The following is a 21067-nucleotide window of genomic DNA, read 5'->3' as shown; positions in this document are numbered from 1 at the left end:
TGTTTGCTCCTCCCCCTGCGAAGGGGGAGGTCGGGAGGGGGTTTAGCAGACAAAACGGCCGTCAAAGCACAGGTTAACTTTTTGATTTGTCTGTGATACCCCACCCCAACCCTCCCCTTCGCAGGGGAGGGAGCCGACCGCGTTTTTTTCTCAACTCACAGTTTAAAAATTCAAGACTCCGGCTCGGTCTTCTTCCCCGCCAGCATGGCTAAAAAGTCATATTTAGCCTGTAACTCTTTCTCTGCCGCCGCATACAACATCTCTGCTACTTCCGGCTGTTGGGAGTTCAGTCTTCTGAACCGTTGTTCATTATTGAGCGTATCGGTCAGCCCGCTGGAAGGCGGTCTTGAATCGAGGGCCAGTGCCGGTTTGCCTTCTTCGACACGACGCGGATCGAAGCGGTACAGTGGCCAGAAACCGGTGGTAGTCAGTTGTTTCATCTGGTCGTGACTGAGCGCCAGATCATAGCCGTGTTCCTCACACGGGCTGTACGCGATAATCAGCGACGGCCCCGGATAAGCTTCGGCTTCCTGAATGGCTTTGACGGTCTGGTTAAGCTGCGCGCCGAGTGAAATCTGCGCCACATACACATGACCGTACATCATCATGCTCACTCCCAGGTCTTTGCGTGATTTGCGTTTTCCCTGTTCTGCGAATTTCGTGACTGCACCGAGCGGAGTCGCTTTCGACTGCTGTCCGCCGGTGTTGGAATAACACTGGGTATCGAGCACCAGCACGTTGACGTTTTCGGTCAGGCTTAAGACGTGATCCAGGCCGCCGAAACCAATGTCATACGCCCAGCCGTCACCGCCAATCAGCCAGATGGATTTATCCACCAGATAATCGGCGTCGGTGGCTAACTGACGCGCATCCGGCGTGTCGATGTCTGCCAGAATTTTACGCAGTGCCGTGACATGCCCGCGTTTCACTTCAGGCGTGGACGTGTCATTGCGCAGGCCACCGAGGACGTCCGCCGGAATATGTTCCGCCAGCGATGCAACCAGACGCAGCACGCGGCGGCGGTGCTGATCCACCGTCAGACGAAAGCCCAGCCCGAACTCGGCGTTGTCTTCAAACAGCGAATTTGCCCATGCCGGACCGCGACCTTCGGCGTTAGTGGTGTACGGCGTTGAAGGCAGATTACCGCCATAAATAGACGAACAGCCGGTGGCATTGGCGATCAGCAAACGGTCGCCATAAAGCTGGGTCAGCAGTTTGATGTAAGGCGTTTCACCACACCCGGAGCAGGCACCGGAATACTCGAACAGCGGGGTGATCAGCTGAGACGTGCGGATATCAATGCGTTCCAGCGTGGTTTTATCAATCTCCGGCAGTTTGAGGAAGAAATCGTAATTGGCGCGTTCTTCTTCCAGATGTTCGATGCGATCCGCCATATTAATGGCCTTGATGGACGGATCCTGACGGTCTTTCGCCGGACACACTTCAACGCACAGATTACAGCCGGTGCAGTCTTCCGGTGCGACCTGCAACACGTACTTCTGACCGCGCATGTCGCGGGATTTCACATCCAGCGATTGCAGGGCAGACGGCGCATCTGCCATAAATTCCGGCTGAACCACTTTGGCGCGGATCGCCGAGTGCGGACAGGCGGCGACGCAATGATTGCACTGGGTACACAAATCCGGTTTCCAGATCGGCACTTCTTCGGCAATGTTGCGTTTTTCCCATTGCGTGGTGCCAGTCGGCCAGGTGCCGTCCGGCGGGAACGCGGAAACTGGCAGGGCATCGCCAAGACCGGCCAGCATGGTAGCGGTGACAGTTTTGACGAAATCCGGCGCGGCGTCGGAAACAATCGGCGGGCGTTTGCGCGGATTTTCAGGGATCGCCTGCAGCGGCACGGAGACCAGTTCTTCCCGCGTAGCGGCCAGCGCCATCCAGTTGCGGGTGACGATCTCTTCGCCTTTGCTGCGGTAACTGCGGGCAATCGCGCCCTGCAATTCGGCGAGCGCCTGTTCGCCCGGCAGGATCTGCGTCAGGTGGAAGAACGCCATCTGCATGACGGTGTTAATGCGCGCGCCGAGTTTGCATTCGCGGGCAATTTTGGCAGCGTTAATCACATAGAAACGGGCTTCGCGCTGGATAAGTGTCGCCTGCACTTCCAGCGGTAAACGCACCCAGACTTCATCAGCGCTGAACGGCGTATTGAGCAGGAAAATCCCGCCCGGACGCAGGCGTTCTGCCATCTGATACAGATCGATAAACTGCCACTGGTGACAGGCAACGAAATGCGCCTGACTCACCAGATACGCGGATTTGATCGGCTTTTCACTGACGCGCAGATGCGACACCGTCAGGCCACCGGCCTTTTTGGAGTCGTAGACAAAATAACCCTGCGCATACATCGGCGTGCTGTTGCCGATAATTTTGATATTGTTTTTGGTGGCCGACACCGAACCGTCACTGCCCAGCCCGTAGAACAGGGCCTCGAGCGACGCGTGCTGCGGCAACGCTTCTTCCACCACCGGCAGGGAAAGGCCGGTGACGTCGTCATAAATGCCGACGGTAAAGCGCGGACGCGGCTGGCTGAGCGACAGTTCGCGGAACACCGACAGCACGCAATCCGGCCCGAATTCTTTCGAGGATAATCCGTAACGGCCGCCGCTCACTTTTGGCAGTGAATCGCGTTCGCCACGGGAATAGGCTTCGGCCAGCGCGGTCATCACGTCGAGGTATAACGGTTCAGCCAGCGCGCCCGGCTCTTTGGTGCGATCCATCACCGCGATGCTTTTCACACTTTGTGGCAGCACGGACAGCAAATGTCCGGCGCTGAACGGACGGTACAGCCGGACCTTCAGTACGCCGACTTTTTCGCCACGGGCATTCAGGGTTTCAATCACTTCTTCGGCGGTGCCGATGCCGGAACCCATCAGCACAATCACCCGTTCGGCTTGCGGATCGCCAACATATTCGAACGGCTTATATTCACGGCCGGTCAGGACGGCAAAAGCATTCATCGCATCAATGACGTGCTGGCAGGTGGCGTTGTAATACGGATTGGTGGCTTCGCGGGACTGGAAATAAGTGTCCGGGTTGGCGGAGGTGCCGCGGATCACCGGATGGTCCGGCGACAGAGCACGGGCGCGATGCGCATCAATCTGCGCCTGCGGCAACATCTGCTGGAGCGTGTCATCACTGAGCGGGGCAATTTTGTTGATTTCGTGCGAGGTCCGGAAACCGTCGAAGAAATGAATAAACGGCACGCGGCTGTTGAGACTGGCAACCTGAGAAATCAGCGCGAAATCCTGCGCTTCCTGCACGCTGGCGGCAGAGAGCAGGGCGCAACCGGTCTGGCGTACGGCCATCACATCCGAATGATCGCCAAAAATGGACAGCGCGTGGGTGGCTACGGTGCGCGCAGCGACATGCAGCACGAACGGCGTCAGTTCACCGGCCAGCTTGTACAGCGTCGGGATCATCAGCAACAGACCCTGAGACGAGGTGAACGAGGTCGACAGTGCGCCGGTCTGCAACGCGCCATGCACCGTGGAAATCGCACCGGCTTCCGACTGCATTTCCATTACCGTCGGGACATCGCCCCACAAATTTTTCTTCCCTTCGCCTGACCAGGCACCGGCAATTTCGGCCATGGTTGAACTGGGGGTGATCGGGTAGATAGCAATCACTTCGTTGGTACGATAAGCCACGGAAGCGACTGCATTATTACCATCAGTGGTGATCATGGAATACCTTTTTTGCTTTGCTCACAATGGCAGCCAGCGGAAAAGTCGGTTGCTGGCGGGAATGTTAAAAGCTTAGCAGAGGGCGGATTAATCGATTTATCCTGATTGTGTGCAGGGCTATTTCGGCTGATATTTTAAGCGGTTACTGAATAACCCAAGGCACTGGGATTATTATTAGCTGCCGTGCAGAAGCCGGTTCGGGACAGCGGCTAAATAGGGGCGTGAAGGGCGCGCGTGATGATTAATGAATATCTTTCGACAAATTCAGTCAGCATATAAGCGCCTTATCATTATATTTTTCCGCGAATGCAGCGGGAAAAGCGGTTAATTACTGTTGGTTTTATGCGTTAAAGAAATAACCGGCCGAAATAAAATGTGTCTGAGTGTTTAAATTTGAGATTATTTTAGGAAAAAGTTGATGTTATTTTGCCGAAAGGCTCGACGCAGGCGAAAAACGTCGGATATGATGGCGATTCGCAAAAAAATCCCCGTCATATTCAGGAGCAGGACAGATGATCACTGCGTTTCGCGTGTTACTGGCCGCCGGTGTGCTGGTGTTAGCCGCATGCAGCAGCCACGACGATTCGGCTGACGTTCCACAAAAAGGCAACAGCGTTAATATCGGGCAACGTATCGTTAATATGGATAGCCCGGCGTATGCAGCCTGTTCGATGGCGGGCGGGCAATTACGGATGGCACCGCAACTTGATGGCAGCCGCGTCGGTATGTGTTCGATGGCTAATGGTCGTCAGTGCTCGGAAAGTGCTTTGATGCAGGGTGTGTGTAAAGCCTGATAAGCGCCAGACAGTCGTCTGGCGTTTTTGCAGTTAATGTGGCAATAAATTTACATCCGGTCTTTCAGACGATAAATCAACTGGTGTTTACCTTGCGTCAGGGTCAGTTTGTTTTCCTGCAAGGTCAGCGCCGCGCCGTTATTAAGCACATCGCTGATCACGTGATCCCACTTATTCAGGTTTTCATCCGGGCACATCATCATGGTGGATGCCAGTCCTTTCACGGTCAGCACGTTGTTTTGCAACTGGCCCTGACCCATGAAGTTATTACACATTTTTCCCGAAACGTGCATGTTTGAGCCGAACTCAATGTCCGGAATGCGCCCTTGCGCGGCAGGAACCGTCTGACCATCGACGCTCAGCAACTCAAAACGGTGATGCTGCAAATCGGTCTGTTTAACGGCGGTATTCTGATTCATGCTGCACGCCCCCAGGGTCATCGCGGCGGCCAGAACAAACAGTGACTTCTTCATCTTCTCTCCTGAGAAATATTCCTTTGGCATTCGCCATGTCGATATATTCAACTGACTTATGCGATATTTGTTGGCGTATTATAGCGTGAATGAATGGGACTTAAAACCTTGTCCGTCTTTATCCCGTCTTTATCCCGTCATCTCCCGATCATAAAAGCGTCATTTTAGCCCGATAGGTTATGCCCATCATCGGTCAGAGAGACTTACAGCGGCATGAGCTACCTATCACTGCATCACATCCGGAAATCCTGGGGGACGAAAGTGGCCCTCAATGACATCAGTTTTGATGTGGAAGAGGGTGATTTTATTGCCTTGCTCGGTCCTTCCGGCTGCGGAAAATCGACGTTATTACGCACCATCGCCGGGCTGGAAACGGCGGAAAGCGGTACGTTGTATTTTCAGCAATCCGATGTCACGTCGCTGGCACCCTCGCAGCGTAAACTGTCGATGGTGTTTCAGTCTTACGCGTTATTCCCGCACATGAATGTGCGCGAAAATCTGCTTTTCGGCCTGCGTGCGCGTGGCGAAGACAAGCGTCATTTTGCATCGCGGCTGGCGGACGTCAGCAGGCTGATGGAACTGGAGCCGCTGCTCGACCGCTTACCTTCGCAGCTTTCCGGCGGTCAGCAACAGCGCGTGGCGCTGGGCCGGGCGGTGATTGCCAACAACAGGCTGTGCCTGATGGACGAACCGCTTTCCAATCTCGACGCCAAACTGCGCCAGAGTATGCGCCGCGAAATCCGTGCAATTCAGAAGAAGCTCGGCCTGACCTTATTGTATGTCACGCACGATCAGACCGAAGCGATGAGCATGGCGGACAAAATCATTTTGCTCAACGATGGCCGCATCGAGCAACACGACACCCCGGATAACCTTTATAACAACCCGACCAGCATTTTTGCCGCGCAATTTATCGGTGCGCCGCCAATGAATATTCTGCCGCTCGAACGCCGCGGGCAGCATCACTATCTCGCCGGTACGCCGCTGCCGGTGGTGGAAAACCTCAACGAAAACGCCCTGAGTCTCGGCCTGCGCGCCGAAGATATTCAGCTGATTTCGCCTGAACACGCCAGCCTGACCGCCCGGGTGGTCAGCCATGAATACATGGGGGCGGACACCCTGGTGGCCTGCGCACTTGCCGGATATCCCGAGCTAATGACCGTGAAAGTCGCGGGCATGAAACGCTTTGCTGATGGTCAGAGGGTCGGTCTGCAATGGACCACGGGCGCACAATATTTTTTCATTACAGCAGACGGAAAACGCTGCTTCCACGCTGAGCAATCCTGTTTACCGTCAGATCACAGAGTTGCCGTGTAGTTGTCATTTTTTGCCGTTATTCACTTTTATTGACTCATACAACGCCTATTGCCGAAGGGAAAACTATGTCATCTGTTCACCGTTTTTCACGTCTCGCTACCGCCGTTCTGCTCATCTCCTGCACCTCTGCTTTTGCGGCAGAACCGGTGAAATTACAAATGTATTACCCGATTGCTGTCGGCGGGAAAATCAGTCATACGGTGGATACTCTGGTGGAAGATTTCCAGAAAACACATCCTGATATCAGCATTCAGCCGGTGTATACCGGTGATTACGCCACCACAGTGACCAAAGCGCTGACGGCGTTTCGTGGCGGCAATGCCCCGCAAATTGCGGTGATCGGCGATATTGAAGCGTATTCCCTGATCGACGCGGGCGCGATTTTGCCGGTCAGCGATCTGGCGAATGACGCAGACGGTAAAAAATGGATCGACGGCTTCTATCCGGCCTTTATCCGCCACATTCAGGGCAAAGTCTGGAGCATTCCGTTTCAGCGTTCGACGGTGGTGTTGTACTGGAACAAACAGGCGTTTGAGAAGGCGGGTCTGAATGGCGACACGCCGCCTGCCAGCTGGCAGCAGGTGGTCGATTTCGGCAAAAAACTGGTGGTGCGTGACGGTTCTGAAGTGAAGCAGTGGGGCATTGAAATCCCGTCCACGCCGAACGGTTACTGGAATTTCCAGGGGATTGCGGCCACCAACGGCAGCCATCTGGATAATGGCAAAGGCACGGCAGTGACATTTGACACACCCGCCAATGTGGAAGCCCTGCAATGGCTGACCGATTTGTCGCAGAAAGAAGCGGTGTCACCGAAGGGCACCATCGCCTGGGGCACCACACCGCAGGACTTTATCGACGGCAAAACGGCGATGATGGTCACGACGACCGGCAATCTGACGACCGTGCGTGAGAACGCGAAATTCCCGTTCGGTGTGGCGATGCTGCCGGAGAAAACCCAGCGTGGCAGCCCGACCGGCGGCGGTAATCTTTACGTCTTCAAAAACACCACGCCGGAACAACAGAAAGCGGCACTGGAATTTATCCGCTGGGTTTCTGCCCCTGAACAGGCGGCGCGCTGGAGTATCGCCACCGGTTATGTCGCGACATCGCCTGCTGCGTGGGAAACCCCGGTCATGCAGGATTATGTGAAACAGGTGCCGCAGGCGCTTGTGGCCCGCGAACAACTGAAATATTCGCAGCCGGAACTCTCGACCTATAACAGTGTGCAAATTCAGGAACTGATGAACCACGCGATTGAAGCTGCGGTCACACAGGCAAAAACGCCGGCAGACGCGCTGAGTTCGGCGCAGAAACAGGCTGACCGCCTGCTGAAACCGTATCAGTAAGCGCGAAAGGAACAGCATGAGCACATTTCACGCGGTTCTTCCGGCCACCCGCACACGCGGGTTGTCATTACAACTTTACGGCTATCTGTTGCTGCTGCCCGCGCTGGGCTTTCTGCTGCTGTTTACCCACTATCCGGCGCTGGCAACGGTGTGGGAAAGTCTGTTCAGCGCTGCCCGCAGCGGGCATCCGCCGCAGTTTGTCGGGCTGGATAACTACCGTGCGCTGCTGGACGACGACGTGTTTATGTTGTCGTTACGCAACAATCTGCTCTACGCCCTTATCACCATCCCGCTGTCGGTTGTCCTTGCGCTGCTGATGGCGCTGGCGGTCAACCGTCGTCTGCGCGGCAATGCGCTGACCCGCGCCGCTTTCTTTATTCCTTCGCTGCTGCCGATGGTGGCGATTGCCAATCTGTGGCTATTTTTCTATACGCCGCAACTCGGTTTGCTCAACAAAATGCTGGCGCTCTTTTCGCTACCCGCGGTCAACTGGCTGGGTGAACCGGGCACGGCACTCTACAGCCTGATGGCAGTTTCAGTCTGGCGCGAGGCCGGGTTCTTCATGATTTTCTACCTTGCCGCATTACAGCAAATCGACCCGCGGCTGGCCGAAGCGGCAGAAATCGAAGGGGCATCACGGCGCTATTTCTTCCACCGGGTACAGTGGCCGCTGCTGATGCCAACCACATTATTCGTGCTGATCAACGCCTCGATGAATGCATTCAGGATTGTCGATCAGGTGATTGCGATGACCAATGGCGGGCCGAACAACAGCACCAGTTTGCTGCTGTTTTACATCTACCGCACGGCGTTCAGTTACTGGGATTTACCGGCTGCGTCGGCAATGACCGTGGTGTTACTGGTGATCCTCGCTGTCATCGCGCTGATTAAATTCAACCTGCTGGATAAAAGGGCGCATTATCAGTGAAACCGTTTTCTTTCAGCCGCCTGATCCTGAATCTCGCCATCTGGCTGGCGGCGTTACTGTGGTTTTTACCGGTGCTGGTCGCGGTCTGGGTGGCGATTCATCCGGCGTCAGTGCAGGGCAGTTTTTCGCTGTTTGCGCCGCTGACTTTTCAGAATTTCATCAACGCCTGGCAGGCGGCACCTTTCGCGCGCTACTTCATGAACACTACTTTACTGGTGATGATGATTGTGGTGTGCCAGCTGATTCTGGCGACGCTGGCGGCTTACGCGCTGGTGCGGTTTAAACTGAAAGGGGCAGGCTTTATCTTCGCGCTGATTTTGCTGCAACTGATGATAAGCCCCGATGTGCTGATCCTGAACAACTACAAAACCATTGGCGCGCTCGGGTTGCGTGACACGCTGGCGGGCATCGCGCTGCCGTATTTTGCCTCGGCGTTTGCCATTTTCCTGCTGCGCCAGACGTTTAAAAGTATTCCGCTGGTGCTGGAAGAAGCCGCCATTGTGGAAGGCGCCAGCCGGTTTTATATCCTGCGCAAAATCTATATCCCGCTGGCGAAACCGATTTATGTCGCTTTTGCACTGGTTTCCATCAGCTTCCACTGGAACGATTTTCTCTGGCCGTTAGTGATCACCGATTCCGTCAAAGTGCGGCCGGTGACGGTCGGACTACAGTTGTTTTCCGCGCCGGAGCAGGGCGTGCAATGGGCGCTGATCAGTGCCGCCACCCTGATGACCGTGTTGCCACTGCTGGTGTTATTTCTGATATTTCAGCGTCAGTTTGTTCAATCCTTTATGCGGGCAGGGATCCGTTAAGATCCCGACAGGAGAATGTTATGGCCGTCACCACTTTATCCCCTTTGATATCCGAACGGCAGGCGCTGGCGCTGGGCAACGTGAGTGCATTTTATCAGTTGCCGGACGTTCACGATGGGCTGGTCACTGGCACACGGCTGCGCTTCGGGCTGATTGCCGACCCGCAGTATGCGGATGCCGAACCCCAAAAAATCCGTTATTACCGCAACAGCCTGAATAAACTGGCCACCGCCATCAATGAGCTTAATGATCTCAAACTCGATTTTGTGGTCACGCTGGGTGATCTGGTGGACCGCGACTGGAGCAGTTTTCAGGCCGTTCTTGCCCGTTATGAGGCGCTGCGCCACCCGCATGCGGCGGTGATCGGCAACCACGACGCGCAGGTGATTTCCGAGCATCTCGGGGCGCAGAAACCGGCCATCGGTTTACCGAAAAGTTATTATTCGTTCAGTTTGCCGGGCTATCGTTTTCTGGTCATCGACGGTAACGACGTCAGTTTGTATTGCAACCACGCCAATGCCGATGACCGCCAGTTAGCAGAATATATGCTGGAAGAACTGACAGAATGTCAGCAGTCGCAGGCGCAGCCCTGGAACGGTGCGGTCGGGCCGAAACAGCTTGAATGGATTGAGAAAAACCTGCTTGAGGCGCGTGAGCAGTGCGAGGTGGTACTGGTTTTCGGCCATTATCCGCTGACACCGGTTAACAGCCACAACCTGTGGAATTGTGAAACGCTGGTGGAATTGCTGTGCCGGTACGACGTTCGCGCCTATTTCGCCGGTCACGATCACCGTGGCGGTTATGACCGTGTAGACAATACTGATTTTATTACGCTGAAAGGTATGGTCGACGGCGAAAGCAGCCTGCCATTTTCCTCGGTCACGCTGGCTGATGATGTCCTGACCCTCACCGGCTACGGCCCGGAAATCAGCCGGGTGCTGAGCCGCTGAGTGTGTTGCAGCGCAGATGCAGAAAGTAAAAAGGCTCACCGGAGTGAGCCTTATAATGATGATGCTGATTACGTGATTAAAGCAGGTTCGGGCAGACCACACCTTTCGACAGCTGATCAATATTCAACAACGTCGTTTCTGAAATGCTGGTCAGTGCGTCGCTGGTCAGGAAGGCCTGATGGCCGGTGAACAGCACGTTGTGGCAGGACGACAGACGACGGAAGACGTCATCAAGGATCACTTCGTTAGAATTGTCTTCGAAGAATAAATCGCGTTCATTCTCGTAAACGTCCATGCCCAGTGCGCCGATTTTTTGCTTTTTCAGGGCATCGATAGCGGCAGTGGCATCCAGTAATCCGCCACGGCTGGTGTTGACGATCATCACACCGTCTTTCATTTTGGAGAAGGCTTCTGCATTAAGCAGATGATGATTTTCCGGTGTCAGCGGGCAGTGCAGCGAAATGACATCGGATTCGGCATACAGCGTATCCAGGTCGACATACTCCGCGCCGAGTTCGAGGGCCAGCGGGCTGGGATACGGATCAAACGCCAGAATGCGCATGCCGAAACCTTTCAGGATCCGCATCGTCGCCACGCCAATTTTACCCGTACCGATAATACCGGCGGTGCGCTGATACATGTTAAAACCGATCAGACCTTCCAGCGAGAAGTTGGCTTCACGCGTGCGTTGATAAGCGCGATGGATGTGGCGGTTAAGACACATCATCATTCCCACTGCATGCTCAGCCACCGCTTCCGGCGAATAAGCCGGTACGCGCACCACCGAAATTCCCAGTTCTTTTGCGGCATCTAAATCGACATTGTTAAAGCCCGCACAGCGCAGTGCCAGCGTTTTAATGCCCAGAGAGGCCAGTTCCTGCAGCACTTCGCGGCCGCCATCGTCATTCACGAAAAGGCAGACTGCATCGGCACCTACCGCCGTTTTCGCTGTTTGCGGGGTCAGCAGAAAGTCGAAAAATTCCAGTTCATAGCCATAATGCGCGTTGACCAGTTCCAGATATTTCCGGTCGTAATTTTTAGTACTGTAGACAGCCACTTTCATGGTGTTTCTCCGCAGTGAGTTTGAATCTCTGGCGAAACGGCTTCCGCATGTTTTATAAGGAATAAACAGTTTCAGAAACAATTCGCAATATGCCATCAAACTAGCAGAGCGCAGGAAGGCAGACAATTTATCCTGTGCTATTTGATTCAGGTGCTCTGGCATTCCTGTCATCAGTTGTTACGCTAATTATGATATCTTGCGGGCGTTTAGATCATTTAGTGAAGCATAAGACAAGGCAAGTCATGAGGAACGGACTGAAGAAAAGCGCGCAGATACTCCTGAGTATAGTGGTGATTATTGCGCTGCTGTTGTGGGTGTTATGGAAAACCGTGCCGCGCTGGTTGCCCGTTGTTGCCAGCCACTGGTTGCCGGGCGGAACCCAACTGGTGCTGAGTGGTTCTCCGCACTGGTCGCACGGCGTCCTGCAACTGCCGGGCGTGCGCTATCAGGCCGGGGACTGCACGCTCGCGACGGCACGAAATGCCCGCCTCAGTCATAACACCGGCCAATGGGCGCTGAAGCTTGATGCGCTGACGGTCGATACCGCCTGTCTGGCAAAACTGCCCAAAAGCGAAAGTCAGTCAACGCTTTCCCTCGCAGAGATACAGCAACTCCTGCCTGCCGGTGACGTCAGTATCGGCCAGCTTTCTGTAACGCCGTGGCAGCATTACGCCGCCAGTGTGCAGCTCAGTAATCTGGACGGCGTACAACATCTTTCTGTGAATGGCGATGCCCTGAAACTTGACGCGGTGCTTGACGGTAACCGTCAGCTTGCCATCCGTTCATTCAGTCTGACGCCGCCGGGCAGTACGCAGCCGGTGACGCTCAGCGGTAAACTGCTGCTGCCAGCGAATCTCGATCATCTGCCTGAATCCGGCGAACTGCACGCCGAAATGCAAACGGCGCAGGTGCCTCAGCCGCTGGACATTACGCTGAGCTGGCAGGCAACCGACGGTATTCTGACGCTGACCGAAAAGGGCAGTGATCAGCCTCTGGCGATGCTGCCATGGAAACTCAACAATAACGAATTACAGATCACGCAGGGACAATGGCGCTGGCCTTATGCCGCACAACCCCTGGCAGGGGGCGTAAATCTGACGCTCAGCGACTGGTCACCGGCGTTTGATCAGACCCACATTACCGCAAGGCTGAATGTGCTGACGCAGGGCCACAACGGCAAGGCCAACGTGGTGCTGACGCTCGGGCCGGGACGCATTGGTTTACTCGACAGCGATTTAGGTTTCCGCCTGACCGGTCAGGCAAATTTACAGACCACGTCTCTGAGTGCGTCATTGCCCGGTCAGCTCAGCGGCTCGGTGCTTAACCCGACGCTTTCATTGCGCAGCGGTTCGCTGTTACGGGCGTGGGGTAAGCCGACGCCGGAACTGACCATCAGCGATGCGCGCTGGCCACTGGCGGGGGTCAAAGTCTCCGCAGAGGGCGTGAGCGGGCCGTTGCAAGCGATCCTCAAAGCACGTCACAGTTTCTGGGGCGCGTTTGATCTGCATCTCAGCGGGAAATCGCTGGCGTTCTGGCCTGACATTGGGTTGTGGAATTTCAATTACTGGGGCAACGGGCATCTGCCGCCACTGAACGGCCGCTGGGACATGTCTGGCAAAGGCCAGTGGCACGACAATCTGATCAGCATTAATTCGCTCTCGACGGGCTTTGACCGCCTGCATTACGGGCTGGCAGATGTCGATGCGCCGCGCCTTACGCTCGAACACCCTTTGATCTGGAAACGTCCGCCATCCGCCCGCTTCAAACCGCAGTATCCTGATGAGCCAACGGCGTTTAAAGGGGACATCAGACTGGTGGCGAAGAAGATTTCGCTGGCGAACGGCGGCTATCTGCCGCCCGCCACGCTGACGTTACAGCTCAGCGGTGGCAGCCCGGACAGTTTCATCATGCGCGGGATGCTGGATGCCAAACCGATCGGCCCGATCCGGCTCAACGGGCGCTGGGATGGCGAACGTCTGCGCGGGGAAGGCTGGGGGCCGACACAGCAACTGACCGCGTTCCAGCCGCTTCTCACGCCGGATCTGAACATCAAATTACGTGAAGGCACCTTCTACGCGCAGTCGGCATTTTCGGCCGCGCGCGGGCAGGGATTTGTCGCGGGGGGGCACTGGGTGGTGAAAAACGGGGGCTTCTGGATGCAAGACGGCGACCTGAGCGGGCTGGATTTCAGCCTGCCGTATCGCCTTCAGGATCAGGTCTGGCAGCTCGGCGTGAAAAAGCCGGTGACGCTGCGTATCGGCGAAGTGAACAATCTGGTCAAAATGCAGAACGTGACGGCCGATTTACAGGGACATTATCCGTGGAGTGAACAAACGCCACTGACCCTGAGCAATCTGGGCGTCGATATATTGCGTGGTCATCTCAGTTTGTCGGCGCTGCGTATGCCGCAGCATGATGCGGCCGTGCTGAAGCTGGAAAAGATCAATCTCAGCGAACTGTTTACGGCGCTGAAACCCAAGCAACTGGCGATGTCCGGTGTGATTTATGGTGAGTTGCCGCTGTATGTGGAAAATCCGCAGTGGATCATCCATAACGGTTGGATCAGAAACGATGGCAGCCTGACGCTGCGCCTCGACCCGCAATTTGCCGATGCAATGGCCAGCGGCAATTTCGCCAACAATATGGTCATTGGCCTGCTGCGCTATCTGGAAATCAGCCGTTCCGATGCGCAGGTCAGTCTGGATAATCTTGGTGTGCTGACCATGAAGGCTAAAGTTGACGGTGTGAATTACACCGACACGACGCACGGTGGCGATAAAGAAAAACGTGAAATTGTCCTCAATTATTCCCATGAGGAAAATATCTATCAGCTTTGGCGCAGTTTGCGTTTTGGCGACAATCTTCAGGAATGGCTGCAACAGCAGATGTCTTTGCCTGCTGATGCGCTGTCAAAAAATCCGTCTGCGGCGGGACAGAAAAAGGATCCAACAGTGAGGAAGGAACAATGAAATTGCGAATTGTCGGCCCGGGCGTGGCGCTTTGCGTAATGATGCTCAGCGGTTGCGTGCCGCGTATCGAACTGGCCGCGCCGAAAGAGCCGATCACCATCAACATGAACGTGAAAATCGAACACGAGATCCATATCAAAGTGGATAAAGACGTGGAAAATCTGTTGAAGAATCAAAGCGATTTATTCTAGGGGCCACTATGTCCGCGATATTTTTCAATAAAAACAGCATCAGGAGAATCAGCCTGATGTTACTGACGGGTGGTTTACTGTTTTGCAGTCAGGCGTTCGCGTTAACGCTCAATGAAGCCAAACAGCAAGGGCGCGTGGGCGAAACCTTGTCCGGCTATCTGGCACCGCTGAAACAAGACGCCGACAGTGTCGCGCTGGCGACAAAAATTAACGAGGGGCGCAAACAGCAATACGAACAGGTGGCGCGGGACAATAACGTCAGCACCGACGATGTGGCAAAACTCGCCGGACAAAAGCTGGTCGCCCGTGCCGGGAAGGGCGAATACGTCCGTGGCATAAATGGTAAGTGGTTGCAGAAGTAAGCAGAGGATCGCAGGCAAAAAAAAGCGCGCCTTTCAGCGCGCAATAGCTTTATCACAACATCATCTGAGCGGAACGGACAGATTCTTAAGTGAATGGGTGCTCAGATTGTGATAACGATAATTATGCAGCAGCCAGTTCTTTGATGGCGGCATCGATTGCTGCTTTCGCATCAGTCTGTGCTTTGGTCGCCACTTCAGGACCGTAAGCAATACCTTCCGCGTAAACGAATTCTACGTCGCTCATCCCCAGGAAGCCCAGGAACAGAGACAGGTATGGGGCAACCAGGTCGCTTGGGGTGTCTTTATGAATACCACCACGGCTGGTCAGAACGATAACGCGTTTACCTTTCACCAGGCCTTCAGGGCCTTTCTCGGTGTATTTGAACGTCACGCCAGCACGGGCAACCAGGTCGAAATACGTTTTCAGCTGAGTCGGGATGTTGAAGTTGTACATGGGTGCAGCGATAACAATCACGTCATGCGCCTGCAGTTCGTCAATCAGGGTGTTAGACAGCGCCAGTGCTTCTTCCTGACGTGGCGTCAGCGGAGCATCGGAAGGACGCAGTGCGCCAACCAGTTCGCCATCTAATACAGGGACTGGGTTAGCCGCCAGGTCACGAACTGTCACGGCAGAACCGCTGTTTGCAGACTGATACTGTGCAATCAGGTAATCGGCCAGTTGGTTTGACTGAGAGAAGTTAGCCAGAATGCTTGATTTCAGAACGAGTACTTTGCTCATTAGTGAGTTCCTTAACTGTGTGATACATAGGGAATGGTTTTTTATAACCAGAACGTCCCCCGAATGGAACTTACTTTATTCACAAAGCTTATTCAGTGATAGCGCAATATTTAGAGACCTATCATCGATTTTTTTGAACAACTTAAATCCTGTGGCGTAATCACCCGTTTTCAGCATGTTCAATACCTTGTGTTAACATAGACACAAGCAGGCAAGGCTTAAACCTTCCTCATCACCCATTCAGATTCAGCTGGCGCAGACGTTTTGCTCTCCGGCTGACATGCAACAAGGAATTGTGAACGTGAAATCACCGCTCGCGGCATTATCAGCGCAGTTAGACGGGCTGATGCTACGTGACCGGCAACGCCTGCAACGCCGTTTGCAGGGTGCCAGAAAGATTGATAAACCTGAAGCACTCGACGCGTTAAGTGCTGAAATCCAGACCGCCATCAACGAGAGCCTGAAAAAAGTCAGTGCCCGTGAAGCCTCACGGCCAAAAATCAGCTATCCGGAAAACTTGCCGGTCAGCCAGAAGAAAGAAGACATCTATAACGCTATCCGCGATCACCAGGTAGTGATTGTCGCAGGTGAAACCGGCTCCGGTAAAACCACACAGATCCCGAAAATCTGTATGGAACTCGGTCGCGGGATTAAAGGCGTGATTGGTCATACTCAGCCGCGACGTCTGGCGGCGCGTACTGTGGCCAACCGTATTGCCGATGAGCTGGATACCACGCTGGGTAACACGGTCGGTTATAAAGTTCGCTTTAACGATCAGGTCAGTGAAAACACCCTCGTTAAGCTCATGACCGACGGTATCTTGCTGGCGGAGATCCAGCAGGATCGCATGCTGATGCAGTACGACACGCTGATCATCGATGAAGCGCATGAACGCAGCCTGAATATCGACTTTATCCTCGGTTACCTGCGTCAGTTGCTGCCAAAACGCCCCGATCTGAAAGTCATTATTACCTCGGCGACTATCGATCCGCAGCGGTTCTCGCGTCATTTTAATCATGCACCGATCATTGAAGTTTCCGGCCGGACGTATCCGGTTGACGTGCGTTATCGCCCGATTGTGGATGACGCAGATGATGTGGATCGTGACCAGTTGCAGGCGATTTTCGATGCGGTCGATGAACTCGGTCGCGAAAGCATGGGCGACATTTTGATCTTCATGAGCGGTGAGCGTGAAATTCGTGATACCGCCGATGCGCTGAACCGTCTGGATTTGCCTCACACCGAGATTTTGCCGCTGTATGCGCGGCTGTCGAACAGCGAGCAGAACCGCGTATTCCAGTCGCACTCCGGTCGCCGTATCGTGCTGGCGACCAACGTCGCCGAAACCTCGCTGACCGTGCCGGGTATCAAATATGTCATTGATCCCGGCACCGCGCGTATCAGCCGCTACAGTTTCCGCACCAAAGTGCAGCGCCTGCCGATCGAACCGGTTTCGCAGGCGTCGGCTAACCAGCGTAAAGGCCGCTGCGGACGTGTTTCCGAAGGTATCTGTATCCGCCTGTATTCCGAGCAGGATTTCCTCTCGCGCCCGGAATTTACCGACCCTGAAATTCTGCGCACCAATCTGGCTTCCGTCATTTTACAAATGACCTCGCTGGGGCTGGGTGATATCGCTGCATTCCCGTTTGTTGAGGCGCCGGACAAACGCAATATTCAGGATGGCGTCCGTCTGCTGGAAGAGCTGAACGCCATTAATAACGCCGTCGATGGTCGCTATACGCTGACACCGCTCGGTCGTCAACTGGCGCAGTTGCCGGTGGATCCGCGTCTGGCGCGCATGGTGCTGGAAGCACAGAAAAACGGCTGCGTACGTGAAGTGATGATCATTACCGCCGCGCTGTCGATTCAGGATCCGCGCGAGCGTCCGATGGAAAAACAGCAGGCGTCCGATGAAAAACATCGTCGCTTTGCCGACAAAGACTCTGATTTCCTGGCATTCGTAAACCTGTGGGATCACCTGCAGGTGCAGCAGAAAGCGCTGTCTTCTGCACAGTTCCGCAAATTGTGCCGCAGCGATTTCCTCAACTATTTGCGCGTGCGCGAGTGGCAGGACATTTACACCCAGTTGCGTCAGGTAGTGAAAGAACTGGGGCTGCCGGTGAACAGCCTGCCTGCTGAATACCGCGAAGTTCATTGCGCATTGCTGACCGGTTTGCTGTCGCATATCGGCCAGAAAGATGCCGATAAGCAGGAATATACCGGTGCACGCAATGCCCGTTTTGCGGTGTTCCCTGGCTCCGGATTATTCAAAAAACCGCCGAAATGGGTGATGGTCGCCGAACTGGTGGAAACCAGCCGCCTGTGGGGGCGTATTGCCGCGCGTATCGAACCGGAATGGATCGAGCCGCTGGCTCAGCATCTGGCGAAAAGCAGTTACAGCGAGCCGCACTGGGAAAAAGCCCAGGGCGCGGTGATGGCGACGGAAAAAGTCACGCTCTACGGCCTGCCGATTGTGGCGGCACGCAGGGTGAATTACGGCACGATTGTTCCGGTCGTGTCACGGGAACTGTTTATCCGGCATGCGCTGGTGGAAGGCGACTGGCAGACCCGTCATGCGTTCTTCCGCGCTAACCTGCGTCTGCGCACCGAGGTCGAAGAACTGGAACACAAATCCCGTCGTCGCGATATTCTGGTTGATGACGAAACCCTGTTCCTGTTCTATGAACAACGCATCGGGCAGGAAGTGGTGTCGGCGCGTCATTTTGATACCTGGTGGAAAACGCAGCCGCAGGACAGCCTGAACTTTGAAAAAAGCATGCTGATCAAAGAGGGCGCGGGCAATATCAGCGCTCACGATTACCCGAATTTCTGGCATCAGGGAAATCTTAAACTGCGCGTGACCTATCAGTTTGAGCCGGGTACCGATGCTGACGGCGTAACGGTACATATTCCTTTACCGCTGCTCAATCAGGTGAGTGAAGAAGGTTTTGACTGGCAGATCCCGGGCATTCGTCGTGATCTGATCATGGCGCTGATTAAATCGCTGCCAAAACCCGTTCGCCGCAATTTTGTGCCTGCGCCAAATTACGCGGATGCCTTGCTCGGGCGCATCAAACCGTTCGAGATGCCGTTGCTGGATGCGATGGAAAAGGAACTGCGGAAGATGAGTGGCGTGACGGTGTCACGCGAAGACTGGCAGTGGGATCAGGTGCCCGATCATCTCAAAATGACGTTCCGCATTGTCGATGATAAAAACAAAACGCTGCGCGAGGGCAAAGACCTGGCCGCGCTGAAATCTGGCCTGAAAGAGCAGGTTCAGCAAACGCTTTCTGCGGTGGCTGATGACGGTATCGAACAACGCGATCTGCATGTCTGGAGCTTTGGTACCTTACCGGAACGCTACGAACAAAAGCGCGGCGGCTATGAAGTAAAAGCTTATCCGGCGATTGTGGATGAGAAAGACAGCGTAGCGATCCGCCTGTTTGACAGTGAACTGGAACAGCAACAGGCAATGCTCAGCGGAATGCGACGTCTGCTGCTGCTGAACATTCCTTCACCGGTCAAATACCTGCATGAGAAGTTGCCGAACAAAGCCAAACTGGGGCTGTATTTTAACCCCTATGGCAAAGTGCTGGATCTGATTGACGACTGCATTTCCTGCGGCATCGACAAACTGATTGCGGAGTCCGGCGGGCTGGTGTGGCGTGAAGAAGATTTCGCAAAACTGCATGAGCACGTGCGCGCCAACCTGAATGATACGGTGGTGCAGATTGCGATTCAGGTGGAGCAAATTCTGACGACCGTTTTCAGCATCAATAAACGGCTGAAAGGACGGATCGATATCAACATGGCGCTGGCGCTTTCAGATATCAAAACCCAGATGTCCGGCCTGATTTATCGCGGTTTCGTGACGCAAAATGGCTGGAAACGTCTGCCGGATACGCTGCGCTATTTGCAGGCCATTGAACGCCGGATGGACAAACTGGCAATGGATCCGCATCGCGACCGCGCGCAGATGCTGAAAGTGGAAAACATCCGGCAGCAATGGCAGCAGTGGTTCAACAAACTGCCGCCGGTGCGTCAGCAAAGTGATGAGGTGAAAGAAATACGCTGGATGATTGAAGAGCTGCGCGTCAGCTATTTCGCTCAGCAACTGGGCACGCCGTATCCGATTTCGGATAAACGGATTTTGCAGACCATGGAGCAACTGGTTTAACCGGTTCTCAAAACTAAAAAACCGCCTGATACACGAAGGCGGTTTTTTTATGCTCTGAAATGGTGATGCTTACGGTTACTGAGCGGGCGTCGTTACCGGCGTGCTCGCACTGATCACACCTGAGGACAGCGTATTCAGGGCATCTCGGATGGCCGGAACGGCCAGCGCACGGTTATCGGCCAGATAACGGTCTTGTGCCGCTGGCGCGGAACTTTGAATTGCCACCAGCGACCAGCCATCGGCATTTTTCAGCAGCAACGGTGAGCCGCTGTCGCCCGGCAAAGTATCGCAGCGATGCGATAACACACCCGGTTGCGCCCATCCGGTGATCAGACAATCCTGATGTACATACAAATCATCCAGATGATCTTCCGGGTATCCGGCCTGGGTCACTTTCCTGCCTTCCTGTTTCAGCAGAGCGGTCAGGTTGTCACGGGAGCCTTCCCACAATGGCAGGGGTTTGATCGGCAATGCCAGTTTTTCATCTGTCAGGCGAACCAGTGCGAAATCAAACGGTGCCGCTTTAGGCGGAACAATCCAGCCATCGCCATCCGCTTTCAGTTTCTTGCCCAATTTCGGATCCACCAGCGTTTGTAATGCGGTGATCTGATATCGCCATTTCTGATCATGAGAAATGAATCTCAGCGCCACGACTTTGTCTATTTTGCCCGGAGGCGCCAGCACACAATGGCCCGCCGTGAGGACAAGATGTTTAGAAATGAGCGTCGCGGTGCATAAATTGCCGCTCTCGGTTTCAATCTGCCCGATGGCCTGCCATGGCCAGTGCGCCGCCGCAGCCACCGGTGTGCGCTGATCGTGACCAAAGAAAAGGGCCGTTTTTTCTTTCATGCTGATGGAAGGTGTGTCGGAATCTGCATCATCAGGAGAGTCTGCATGTACAAGGGCACTGGCGGTAAAACAGAAAAAGCACAAAAACAGCGGTAACGCGATGCGCATAACATTCTGACCTTGAAAACAGGGAGAACCCGGGAAGCCGTAATTATGGAATGATTATAGACGGTTATGTTTCGTGGTGGATATATTTGTCTGGTAACTCAGCCTTTTGAGCCGATGACGGGCGTCATCGCGGGGTATCTCAGAAGTAGAAGAACAGGGTGATCAGACCGCAAAGGATCAGGGAACACAGGGTGATTTCGAACAGGTAGCGGCGCAGCATCTTCCATCAGTACCTCAAGATAGAAAACCGGAGAAAAAAACACCCGGCGAACCGGGTGTTAAATCATC

Annotated in this window: 16 protein-coding genes; 10 read left to right on the top strand and 6 right to left on the bottom strand. The window is 54.5% G+C overall.

Annotated elements, in window-relative coordinates; all coding sequences use genetic code 11:
* Positions 1-170: 170 nt before the first annotated feature.
* The gene (nifJ, locus tag HGO41_RS14450) at positions 171-3701 is read right to left on the bottom strand and encodes a pyruvate:ferredoxin (flavodoxin) oxidoreductase (RefSeq protein WP_250981161.1); all 3531 of its coding nucleotides are present in this window, start codon (positions 3699-3701) and stop codon (positions 171-173) included.
* A 512-nt stretch (positions 3702-4213) separates the two neighbouring features.
* Between nifJ and HGO41_RS14445 the strand changes: the two genes are divergently transcribed.
* Entirely contained in the window at positions 4214-4495 is a 282-nt protein-coding gene (locus HGO41_RS14445) for a putative hemolysin (RefSeq protein WP_112152475.1), read from the top strand.
* A gap of 50 nt (positions 4496-4545) precedes the next feature.
* Here HGO41_RS14445 and hslJ read toward each other — a convergent pair whose 3' ends face one another.
* Entirely contained in the window at positions 4546-4968 is a 423-nt protein-coding gene (gene hslJ / locus HGO41_RS14440) for a heat shock protein HslJ (RefSeq protein WP_112198606.1), read from the bottom strand.
* Between the two features lie 213 nt (positions 4969-5181).
* Here hslJ and HGO41_RS14435 point away from each other — a divergent pair, with 213 nt between their 5' ends.
* From HGO41_RS14435 to HGO41_RS14415, 5 genes are all read left to right on the top strand, one after another.
* Positions 5182-6285 carry an ABC transporter ATP-binding protein gene (locus HGO41_RS14435; protein WP_013575395.1) on the top strand — a complete coding sequence of 368 codons (1104 nt, stop codon included), beginning with the start codon at positions 5182-5184 and terminating at the stop codon, positions 6283-6285.
* Positions 6286-6350: 65 nt separating this feature from the next.
* Positions 6351-7631 carry an ABC transporter substrate-binding protein gene (locus tag HGO41_RS14430; protein ID WP_217243675.1) on the top strand — a complete coding sequence of 427 codons (1281 nt, stop codon included), beginning with the start codon at positions 6351-6353 and terminating at the stop codon, positions 7629-7631.
* A 16-nt stretch (positions 7632-7647) separates the two neighbouring features.
* Positions 7648-8559 (top strand): carbohydrate ABC transporter permease, encoded by a 912-nt coding sequence (locus HGO41_RS14425; protein ID WP_250981160.1) that lies wholly within the window; start codon positions 7648-7650, stop codon positions 8557-8559.
* A complete protein-coding gene (locus HGO41_RS14420) occupies positions 8556-9371 on the top strand; it encodes a carbohydrate ABC transporter permease (RefSeq protein ID WP_013575398.1) in 816 nt (271 codons plus the stop codon). The genes HGO41_RS14425 and HGO41_RS14420 overlap by 4 nt, the downstream gene beginning before the upstream one ends.
* A gap of 20 nt (positions 9372-9391) precedes the next feature.
* Positions 9392-10321, top strand: coding sequence for a metallophosphoesterase (locus HGO41_RS14415; RefSeq protein ID WP_112152479.1), 930 nt, complete (start codon positions 9392-9394; stop codon positions 10319-10321).
* 76 nt (positions 10322-10397) lie between these two features.
* On the opposite strand, the gene HGO41_RS14410 is transcribed toward HGO41_RS14415, so the two are convergent.
* Positions 10398-11384, bottom strand: a complete 987-nt coding sequence (locus HGO41_RS14410) for a 2-hydroxyacid dehydrogenase (protein ID WP_013575400.1) — start codon at positions 11382-11384, stop codon at positions 10398-10400.
* A gap of 242 nt (positions 11385-11626) precedes the next feature.
* On the opposite strand from HGO41_RS14410, the gene HGO41_RS14405 reads away from it, so the two are divergent.
* The 3 genes from HGO41_RS14405 to HGO41_RS14395 are packed head-to-tail and all read left to right on the top strand — an operon-like array spanning position 11627 to position 14906.
* Entirely contained in the window at positions 11627-14353 is a 2727-nt protein-coding gene (locus HGO41_RS14405; RefSeq protein ID WP_250981159.1) for a YdbH family protein, read from the top strand.
* A complete protein-coding gene (locus HGO41_RS14400; RefSeq protein WP_112198663.1) occupies positions 14350-14544 on the top strand; it encodes a YnbE family lipoprotein in 195 nt (64 codons plus the stop codon). Before HGO41_RS14405 ends, HGO41_RS14400 begins: the two co-directional genes overlap by 4 nt.
* A 56-nt stretch (positions 14545-14600) precedes the next feature.
* Positions 14601-14906 carry a YdbL family probable chaperone protein gene (locus HGO41_RS14395; protein ID WP_013575403.1) on the top strand — a complete coding sequence of 102 codons (306 nt, stop codon included), beginning with the start codon at positions 14601-14603 and terminating at the stop codon, positions 14904-14906.
* Between the two features lie 121 nt (positions 14907-15027).
* Here the strand turns inward: HGO41_RS14395 and HGO41_RS14390 are convergent, their stop codons facing one another.
* A complete protein-coding gene (locus HGO41_RS14390) occupies positions 15028-15645 on the bottom strand; it encodes an FMN-dependent NADH-azoreductase (protein WP_013575404.1) in 618 nt (205 codons plus the stop codon).
* A gap of 301 nt (positions 15646-15946) precedes the next feature.
* Between HGO41_RS14390 and hrpA the strand changes: the two genes are divergently transcribed.
* Positions 15947-19822, top strand: coding sequence for an ATP-dependent RNA helicase HrpA (hrpA, locus tag HGO41_RS14385; RefSeq protein WP_250981158.1), 3876 nt, complete (start codon positions 15947-15949; stop codon positions 19820-19822).
* 75 nt (positions 19823-19897) lie between these two features.
* Here the strand turns inward: hrpA and HGO41_RS14380 are convergent, their stop codons facing one another.
* Together HGO41_RS14380 and ydgU are read right to left on the bottom strand one after the other, a co-directional pair.
* Entirely contained in the window at positions 19898-20779 is an 882-nt protein-coding gene (locus HGO41_RS14380; RefSeq protein WP_013575406.1) for a trypsin-like serine peptidase, read from the bottom strand.
* 139 nt (positions 20780-20918) lie between these two features.
* On the bottom strand, positions 20919-20999 hold the full coding sequence (ydgU, locus tag HGO41_RS25920; protein WP_455567028.1) for a small membrane protein YdgU: 81 nt from the start codon (positions 20997-20999) through the stop codon (positions 20919-20921).
* Positions 21000-21067 lie beyond the last annotated feature (68 nt).

It is taken from the genome of Rahnella sp. CG8, assembly GCF_023701875.1.
Classification (GTDB): Bacteria; Pseudomonadota; Gammaproteobacteria; order Enterobacterales; family Enterobacteriaceae; genus Rahnella; species Rahnella aceris.
Note: the sequence above shows the minus strand (reverse complement) of the source record. Positions and strands in the feature narration are given on the sequence as shown.